This is a genomic window from Micromonospora sp. WMMD737 (assembly GCF_049179055.1).
Lineage (GTDB): Bacteria > Actinomycetota > Actinomycetes > Mycobacteriales > Micromonosporaceae > Micromonospora > Micromonospora reichwaldensis.
The window spans coordinates 2980295-2989440 of sequence record NZ_JBMHMH010000001.1; the positions used below are offsets into that span (position 1 = coordinate 2980295).

Here is a 9146-nt window from a genome sequence, read left to right on the forward strand (position 1 = left end):
AGGGGGATGCTGGTGAGTCGCAGCGTGCGTGACGTGCTCGACGGCCTGATGGCTGGCCGCATCACCCTCGACCAGGCCGCCACCGACTTCCGGCAGCGCCGGTGGACGGCCCTGCCGAAGACGACCGACGCGCAGGCGTGGGGTGTGCACGACGACACCCCCGCCAGCGGCGACTCGTGGGACCTCGTGAACAGCGACTCCCGCCTCACCCCCGAGCAGTACAAGGTGCTCGCCGACGCATACGGCAAGGCCGGCGGTAAGCCGGTCACGGCGTCGGGCGACGAACCCACCCTGTTCTGACGATCCGCGCCGCCGGGTAGCCCGGCATCGGACCCACCGCGAGGGGGGTCGGTTGGCGCGCGTCGAGATCACCACCGCCGGCCACAGCATCGTCGTCGACGCCGACGGCGACCTCCACCAGGTCGCCGGCAAAGCCCTCTACCTGTGGACCCGCACGAAGGACCCCCGCATCGATCGGGCGTTCCCGACCGGGTTCACGCCTGTCCTGGAACGCGCCGACGGCTGCTACGTGAGCGGACACGACGCCGACCTCCACCACCCATCGAGCATCAGAAAGGCGGGTGGTGAGGATGCCGACCGTTGAGCTGGCCCGCCGCCCCGGCGTCGAGCTGATCCGCACCGGCCGCTGGGACATCTCCACCGGCCAGTGGACCGCCACCAGCGGTGACCTCGCCGCCGCCGTCGCCGCCATGTCCTGCCCGGCCATCCAGAAGCCCATCGTCAAGATCGGCCACACCGACACCCGGTTCACGCCCGGCGACGGGGAACCCGCGATCGGCTGGTACGAGAACCTGCGCACCACCGACGGCGGACACACCCTCATTGCCGACCAGGTCAGCCCGGCGTGGCTGACCGACGTGCAGGCCGCCGCCTGGCCCAACCGGTCGGTGGAGGGCTCCTACAACTACCGGTGCGGCCTCGGGCACACCCACCCGTTCGTGCTGACCGCCGTCGCGCTCCTCGGGGTCACCCCGCCCGGCGTGTCTACCCTCACCGCCCTGAACAACCTCGACGACGTGCGCGCCCTGTACGGGCTCGCCGCGGCAGCGGATCGTGTGCCCGGGGAGGACGAGGTACGGATCGCTGCATCGGTGCCCGGTGCTGCGTTGAAGGCCGCAGCCGATGGCGATCAGGCGCCGGCGCACACCGGGGCGATGGTCGCCCTCATCCCCACCCCCGAAGACGCGCAACGCCTCGCCGTCGAAGGCGGGGAGCCGGTCGACGAGCTGCACGTCACCCTCATGTACCTCGGGAAAGCCGACGAGCTGTCCCCGAAGGTCCGGGCGGAGATCGTTGACGCGATCCGCCGCGCCACCAACGGCGTCCCGATCGCCGAAGCACACGGCTTCGCGATCTCCGTGTTCAATCCGCCCGGCGACGCACCTGCCGACGGCAAGGACCGAGACACCTGCCTCGTGCTGGGGGTGTCGGGCGACGATTTGGCCGACACGCAGCGGCTCGTCCGCTCCGTCGTCAACGAGGTCGCCAGCCTCAACCGGCTGGACTTGCCCGCCCAGCACCGGCCGTGGGTGCCGCACGTGACGCTCGCCTACACCGACGATCTCAGCCGCGTCGCCGAGCTGACCGACCGCACCGGCCCGCTGCGGTTCTGCCGGGTGCGAGTCGCGTTCGCCGGGGACCACTTCGACATCCCCCTGACGGCCGTGGACGGCGGCAACCTGTTCGACCTGGACGTGCCCGGCCCGATGCTGCCGGTCGCCGCAGCCGGGGACGGCAAGCTGCGCGACTACTGGCTGCGCGGCGAGGGCGCCGCGAAGATCCGGTGGGGTACCGGCGGTGACTTCACCCGCTGCGTCCGCCACCTCCGCAAGCACGTCCGCGACCCCGAGGGCCTGTGCGCCGAGTACCACCACCAGGCGACCGGACTGTGGCCCGGTGACCGCCGCAACGTCAACGCATCGGAGGAATCCGCCGTGCCCAACCCCCAGCCCACGCTGACCGAGCGGATCCACCAGGCGTGGAACTCGTCCGGCCAGCCCGAGCAGCAGTGGATCGTCGAGGCCGCCCCCGACGAGGTGATCGTCATGGACAACACCGACCGCAGCCTTGTGCGCGTGCCGGTGACGGTCGATGGCGACCGCATCGAGTTCGGTACCCCGCAGCGGGTCCGCACCGCGTACGTGCCGGCCGACGAGCAGGTGGCGGCGTCGCGGATGGTGTTCGCGTCCGCCGAGGAGTCCCGGCCCACGCCGGAGCCGCCCCCAGCGCCGCCGGTGGAACAGCCGGCCGTGACGCCCCCGGCACCGGCCGCCGAGCCCACAACCGCACCGGCCGAGAGCGAGCCCGCTCCGGTCAACCCCGTCGAGCCCGCGCCGAGCGAGCCGGCCCCCAATCCCCCGGCCGCCGAGCCGGAGCCCAACACCGACCCGAAGGAGGACCCTGTGTCCACCCTGAGCACCGACGTGCGCTCGCGGCTCGGCCTCGCGAACGACGCCGACGACGCTGCCGTGATGGCCGCGCTCGCCGAGCTGAAGACGAAGGCCGACGCCGCGCCGAGCCCCGACCAGGTCGCGGCGGCCCGCGACGAGATGAAGAACCAGATCGCGGAGCTGTCCGGCGAGCTGGCGAAGATCAAGGCCAGTGCGGCGGCCGACGCGAAGAAGGCCCTGTTCGACGGGGCGGTCCGGGAGGGCCGCATCAAGCCCGCCGACCGTGAGGGCTGGGAGGCCCGCTACGAGCGGGCGCCCGAGGTCATCACCGAGATCCTGGCGTCGATCGCCCCCAACACGGCCGTGCCGGTGGCCGCGACCGGCTACACCGGCGCCGACGAGACCGCCGGCATCGACGACGAGTACGAGGCCCTGACCGCCGGCCTCGATGGCCCGTACGCCGCGAAGGGAGCATGACCGTGGGTGCCTACGAACCGAAGTTCCTGTACGTCGACCAGGTAACCGCCACTGCCTCGGCTGCCGTGACCGGCGGGCGCCTCCTCGCTGTGTCCGGCAACGGCACCGTCCAGACGGCGGGGGCCGGATCCGCCGCGGTCGTTGGTGTGGCCGCCCACGACGCCGCCTCCGGCTCGCGGGTGTCGTACTTCCCCCGAGGCAAGATCCACGTCAGTCCGGCGTCCGGTGCGATCACCGCCGCCGCTCGTGTCGACTCCGGTGCCGGGGGCACCGTCGCCTCGGGCACCGCCGGGGTCAACAACATCGGCATCGCCCTCACCACCGCCGCCGACGGCGTGGACGTGGAGTGGATGGAGATCTGACCCACCCGCTGTGATGCCCGCCGGCCCCCTGTGACCGGCGGGCGTCGCCGTACCCGCACCACCACAACCTGACCCGCACACCAAGGCCCCACGCATCCCGCGTGCCGGGCCTCTTCGTCGTGCCCGCCAGCCGGGCCACCTTGGAAGGACACCCGCATGCCGGGCGCTTACCCTCCGGCCGCTCCCACGCTGGCCGGCGACCTCCTCACCATCCACCGCCTGCTCGAAAACCCCACCTACCTGAAGCGTCGGCTGCGCACCATCGCCGAGCTGCGGTTCGTCAGCGACCGCATCCTCACCGGCCGCTACCGCAGCTCCGGTGGTGCGATCGCGTTCGAGCAGTCCGAGCCGATCATGAACACGCGGCCTGTCGAGTCCGTCGCCCCCGGCGGCGAGTACCCGCGCGACGTCACCCCCGAGGGCGCTGCCGCGCTGGCCGCCGTCAGCAAGTGGGGCCAGGCCGTCAGCCTCACCGACGAGAAGCTGAAGCGCAGCGTCTACAAGGGCCAGGAACTCAACCGGGCCCTCATCAAGACCGCCAACGCCGTCATCAGCAAGGTCGACAAGCTCACCACCGCCGCCGTCGCGTCGGCCGTCACCGCGAACATCGCCGCGAGCGCCGCGTGGAACGCCGCGAGCCCGATGCTGTTCCGCGACGTCGAACTCGCCGCGGCGAAGGTCGTCGACCTCAACCAGGGCTACAACCCGCGCGCCGTGCTGATGAGCACGACCAAGTACGCGCTGCTGATCACCGACCCGGCGATCGCCGCGCTGCGCCGCCGCGAGGCGTCGGACAACCCGATCTACGGCGGCGACATCGAACGCCTCGGCAAGTACGAGATCATCACCACCCCCGTCGCCAACCTCCCCTCCGACGACGTGTGGGTGTACGACCCGGACCAGCTCGGCGGCATGGCCGACGAAACCGAACTGGACCCCGGCTACGCCACCCTGGAGAACCGCCTCCAGTACAAGAGCAAGCGCATCGACGAGCGCGACGCCTGGGACATCTGGGCCCGCCGCATCACCGTCCCGATCGTGCAGGAGCCGGGCGCGGCGATCCGCCTCACCGGCACCGGCTCGCTGGGCTGAGAGGGGACCTGACCGTGGCTACCTACCAGCTCGTGGGCGAAGGCGCCTACGTCTCCACCAACACGGCCCTCGGCCGCGCGAAGGTGTTCGTGCTGAAGGGCGCCCTCATTCCCGAGGACGCCCCGGAGCTGAAGCACCTGCTCGACATCGGCATGGCCGCCCGCGTGGGCGGCGACGAAACCGGCGGCGTCAACGCCGACGGTGAGCCTGCCGCGATCGCCGACGGCACCGTGGTTCCCAACCCCGACGGCTCGCGGGCCCTCGCCCCGGCCGACGAGGAAACCACCGACACGGCACCGTCGGCCGCCGGACCGGAGCCGTCGGCGGACGACAAGGACACCGCCGACACGGCGGAGCGCCGCCGGGTGGCCCGCGAGAAGCTGGCCGCCCTCGGCGGGAAGGCCCCCGACGGCCGATCCCACCCCGACGTCCTCGTGGAGTACCTGGTCGCCCAGGGCGGCAGCTACGACGACCTGGTGCGGGCCGACAAGTCGGACCTGCTCGAACTGGTCAAGGCCCGCCAGGGCTAATCCCCCCGGACTGGTTCGGTCGCCCGCACTCGGGGGCGGGCGACCGAACCACCCTGCAAAGCAGAGAAGGACACCACCATGCCCGTTCCCGCTGGCGGCAACGCCGCATCAGAGTCTGGGCGCCTAATCGGCCCCGACGAGGCGTACCGCGTCGTGTTCCTGCGGGACGGACGTGCACGCGCCCGCGGATATTCGGTTCCGCTGTTCGCCGACGAAGCGGCATCTATCCCGGCCGACGTGCTCACACTCTCCGGCGAGGACATCATCGACTCCACGCTGATCGTGGACGTCCACTCTCGCATCCCGCAGTTCCAATACCCGGTCGGCACCGACGTGGTCTATACGTCCATCAACGGCGGACCAATCGTCCCGTTGTACGCGCGAGTCGATGATCGCCTAGACAATCTTGCTGAGGCCGTCGCAGACTTCCAAGACGCCGTGACGGCCGCAATCAGCTCGGCAGTCTCGGCAGTCAACGCAGAGCAGGCCGCCCGAGTGGCTGGCGACAATGCCCTTGACGTGCGTCTTGACGCGGTCGAAACGTCAACGACCACGGTGACCGCAGACCTCGCCGACCTGAGCGCCACCGTCGCCGCCTTGCCCACCGCCGCCCCCCGCGTGGACTACCTTGACGCCTACAACGACTTCTTTGGTTCTGTGCCGTGGGTGACCGGCCAGGGCAACACAGCCACGACTCTGTCGGCTCCGGCCTCCGCTGGGGCGACGACCCTTACCGTCGCTTCCGCGACAGGTTTGCTCACCGGCGTCCTTCTGGTCACCGGCGCCGGTACCGCCAACCAGCAACTCCTCACAGTCACCAACGTCGCGGGAAGCGTCTTGACGGTCTCTCCGGCCGTCGGTACAGCTCTCGCGTCGGGCGCCACGGTCGCACCGGTCTGGACCAACGCCAGCCACATCACCTTCGACGCCGTGGGCGGGAGTCGGGCGTACGGCTACTGGCTCGCCCACGCCAAGCGCGCGGACGGCTCCTACGTCATCTCCGGCGGGGCGGGGCAGACGGTGGTCTGGCTCGGGGACTCCTGGACGGCGGAGTCGATGCTGGAGTTCAACCGGGAGCTGGACACCCGTCTCGGCGAGACGAACGTGATCAACGCTGGCGTCCCGGGCAACCGACTCAGCCAGATGATCGCTCGTTTCGCCACAGACGTCGCTCCGCACAACCCCGACTACGTGGTGCTGGAGTACGGCGTCAACGACGTCTACGCCGGAGTCACGTCGGCGGTGATGGCCGATGAGTTGGAGCAGGCCGTGGCGCTGTGCCGCTCGATCGGCGCGGCTGTGGTCATCCCCGGCGTGCCGCCGCTCTCCGAATACCCGGCGCAGTCCCGGGACCGCAACCTGGAGCTGATCGGGCAGACGTCGGGCCCCAACTTCCCGGCGGTGACCTTCGGAGGCGTCAGTGACCTCTGGCCGTACCTCCAGTCCCAGCGGAACCCCACGAGTCTCCGCCTGGGCGTTGGGGCGCAGGGGCTCGCCTCCGGGGTGCGCAACGTCGCCATCGGCCAGAACGCCCAGCAGGTGGCCACGACCGGTCTCGGCAACATCGCGCTCGGAGCCGACACCCAGAAGGCGCTGACCACCGGCTCCAACAACGTAGCCGTCGGGGACCAGGCCCAGAACAAGCTCACGACGCCCAACTACAACGTCGCCGTGGGCCAGGCGGCCCAGTTCAACCTCACCACCGCCATCGGGGCCACCGCTCTCGGCGGGCTGGCCCAGTTCAACTTGACTACGGGCAACAACAACACGGCTCTCGGCGGACGAGCCCAGCAAGCGATGACGACTGCGGCCGGGAACACGGCGGTGGGGTACCAGGCCCAAGCCTCCGCGACTACCGGCGACAACAACGTGGGCATCGGGCACAACGCCCAGGCCGCCATGACCACCGGCACCAACAACGTCTGCGTTGGGCGCGGGTCGCAGACGGCCATGACCACAGGTCAGGTCAACGTGGCCGTCGGAGACCAGGCGCAGGCGAACCTCACCACGTCCCTGTTCAACACCGGTGTCGGATCCTCCTCGCAGTACAACCTGACGACAGGGAACAGCAACACTGCTCTCGGCGGACAGACCCAGTTCAACCTGACGACGGGACACAGCAACACCGCCATCGGGCAGGGCGCGCAGTACCAGCCGGGGAACGTGGCCGCGAACGCCACGACGACCGCTGATGGGCAGACGTCCGTCGGATACCAGTCGGGACAGGCCACCACCGCAGCCTCTTCGTTCATCACGACGATCGGCTACCAGTCGACGGCAGCCGGGGCCGGCAGCGTGAGCCTCGGGGCCAACGCGAGCGCTTCCGGGGCGGGATCCCTGGCTCTCGGCTACCAGGTGACCGCCACGGCCGCAGGAGCGGTGGCGATCGGTCGGGACTCGACCAACGTGGCTGCCACGGCTACTGCCGCCAACGACTTCATATTGGGCACCGCGGCCCACGTCGTGCAGGTGCCGGGCACGCTGCGCCTGCCTGCCGGGACCGCCACGAAGGCCCCCCTGCGCATCGCCCCCGGAGTCGCGCCGACCAGCCCGGTCGACGGCGACATCTGGGTCACCACGGCCGGCCTGTTCGTGCGGATCGCCGGGGCAACCGTGGGGCCGCTGTCGTGAGCCCTGACGTCGCGGAAATGCTGCGGGACCTACTACTGCGGCAGCAGATCCCCGTCTCCGACCCGAACCTGGTACCGCTGGCCGAGCTTGCCGGTCGCGCCCTGGCTGAGCTGAACGAGCTACTGACTGGTCCTGCCGTCCGGCCGGCACCCAGCCCGGGACTTATGGATCGGCCGGACGTGCTGTCCTGCGACGCCGACGGGGGGTGACCCCATGCCGGTGCCAGCAGGCGGCGACGAGTTCGAGGAGATCCCACAGCAGCCGTACCGGCCGGTCCGCGCCTACTGGGTCGGCTCCCGATTCAGCGTCGACTGGACGCTCCTCGACGAAGACCAGGAACCTGCGACAGGCGTTGCCGTCGTCGGCACGGTGACCCTGCCGAGCGGTGTCACCATGCCAATGACGGTCACGTCGATCGGGAACGTCTACACGGGACGATATGTGCCCACGGTGCCCGGCGCTCACGCCTGGCGGCTGTCAGTGTCGGGGGTCGACGACGCGATCGAGGGCACGTTCGTGGTGGCTCGGTCCAGGGTCGGCCTGCCGCCGATCGAGCTGGACCCGGCCACCCCGATCGGCATGGTGCGGCTACTCATCACCGACGTCAACGAGCATGAACCGCTGTTCGAGGACGGGCAGCTTGCGGCGCTCCTCGCCGCTGAGGGCGACAAGGCCAAGCTCGCTGCGGCGTCGGCGCTGGAAGTCATAGCCCGGTCGGAACTGCTGATCGCGAAGAAGATCAGCACGCAAGACCTCAGCACCGACGGGCCCGCTGTCGCCTCTGAGCTGCGGGCGCAGGCCACCTCGCTACGCGAGCAGGCCGCCGCCGAGCAAGGCGGCACCGGGCCCGGAGGCGGCCAACCCTTGATGCCGGTGTGGGCGTTCCCGGCTCCGATTCCGTGGGGCGACGACTACCTGTAGAGGGGGAAGGCGTGCCGCTACCTGGGACCAGGCTGTTCCACCGAGGGTTCGAGCCATGGGGCCGCAAGGTCGCCGACCGGCAGGGCACCGCACACGGCCGTATCTACGACACCGCGTTCCGGCTCATCTACGACGGTCCGCTGCGCGTGCAGCAGGCCGGCGACGGGTCGCTGCTACCGATCGTCGCCGACCAACACCTCACCGCAGCGAACTTCGCGGTGGTCGTGCCTGCGGCCGACGGCCTCACCGTCACCGCCGGCCACCTCGTCGAAATCGTCGACTGCCCCGGCGACTCAGAGCTGGTCGGGAAGCAGCTCGTGGTGCTGGGCACCATGCACGGCTCCATCCGCTTCCAGCAGACGTTGGCGTGCAACCTGCACGACCAGCCGGCCCTGTGATCGGGGGTGCGTCGTGCCGGTGAAGGTGAAGGTGCGCAGCAACCGGGCCGGTATCCGCCGAATGATCGGTGAGCCGTTCATGGTGCGGGAGGTGGAACGCCGCGCCGAGCTGGTGCGGGCCCTGGCCGTTCAGCTGTCCCCGATCCGCACCGGCCGCTACGTGGCCTCCCACACCGTCCGCTCCGGCATCAAGCCGAACGGCGCGGCGTACGCGCGGGTCGTCAACAACACCCCCTACGCGATCTACCTGGAGCGGGGCACGTCGAAGATGCGGGCGCAGCGGATCCTGTCGCGGGCGCTCCCTGCGGCCCGGGGATAGCCGCC

At 70.6% G+C, this 9146-nt stretch carries 10 protein-coding genes; all 10 read left to right on the forward strand.

What is annotated here, in order from left to right:
• The first annotated feature begins 12 nt into the window (after positions 1-12).
• The 10 genes from ACN27A_RS12285 (at position 13) to ACN27A_RS12330 (ending at position 9141) form a co-directional block, all read left to right on the forward strand.
• Entirely contained in the window at positions 13-300 is a 288-nt protein-coding gene (locus ACN27A_RS12285) for a hypothetical protein (RefSeq protein ID WP_421452689.1), read from the forward strand.
• A 52-nt stretch (positions 301-352) separates the two neighbouring features.
• Complete coding sequence (locus ACN27A_RS12290) at positions 353-604, forward strand: hypothetical protein (protein ID WP_421452692.1); 252 nt, start codon at positions 353-355, stop codon at positions 602-604.
• Complete coding sequence (locus tag ACN27A_RS12295; protein WP_421452695.1) at positions 591-2888, forward strand: 2'-5' RNA ligase family protein; 2298 nt, start codon at positions 591-593, stop codon at positions 2886-2888. Before ACN27A_RS12290 ends, ACN27A_RS12295 begins: the two co-directional genes overlap by 14 nt.
• A 2-nt stretch (positions 2889-2890) precedes the next feature.
• Positions 2891-3250 carry a capsid cement protein gene (locus ACN27A_RS12300; RefSeq protein ID WP_421452698.1) on the forward strand — a complete coding sequence of 120 codons (360 nt, stop codon included), beginning with the start codon at positions 2891-2893 and terminating at the stop codon, positions 3248-3250.
• Between the two features lie 156 nt (positions 3251-3406).
• Positions 3407-4342 (forward strand): hypothetical protein, encoded by a 936-nt coding sequence (locus tag ACN27A_RS12305; RefSeq protein WP_421452701.1) that lies wholly within the window; start codon positions 3407-3409, stop codon positions 4340-4342.
• 14 nt (positions 4343-4356) lie between these two features.
• Positions 4357-4872: a hypothetical protein gene (locus ACN27A_RS12310; RefSeq protein ID WP_421452704.1), complete on the forward strand. Its 516-nt coding sequence runs from the start codon at positions 4357-4359 to the stop codon at positions 4870-4872.
• 78 nt (positions 4873-4950) lie between these two features.
• The gene (locus ACN27A_RS12315) at positions 4951-7503 is read left to right on the forward strand and encodes a GDSL-type esterase/lipase family protein (protein WP_421452706.1); all 2553 of its coding nucleotides are present in this window, start codon (positions 4951-4953) and stop codon (positions 7501-7503) included.
• 213 nt (positions 7504-7716) lie between these two features.
• Positions 7717-8424 (forward strand): hypothetical protein, encoded by a 708-nt coding sequence (locus ACN27A_RS12320; RefSeq protein ID WP_421452709.1) that lies wholly within the window; start codon positions 7717-7719, stop codon positions 8422-8424.
• Positions 8425-8435: 11 nt separating this feature from the next.
• Complete coding sequence (locus ACN27A_RS12325) at positions 8436-8822, forward strand: DUF6093 family protein (protein WP_421452712.1); 387 nt, start codon at positions 8436-8438, stop codon at positions 8820-8822.
• A 13-nt stretch (positions 8823-8835) separates the two neighbouring features.
• Positions 8836-9141 (forward strand): HK97 gp10 family phage protein, encoded by a 306-nt coding sequence (locus tag ACN27A_RS12330; protein WP_421452715.1) that lies wholly within the window; start codon positions 8836-8838, stop codon positions 9139-9141.
• Positions 9142-9146 lie beyond the last annotated feature (5 nt).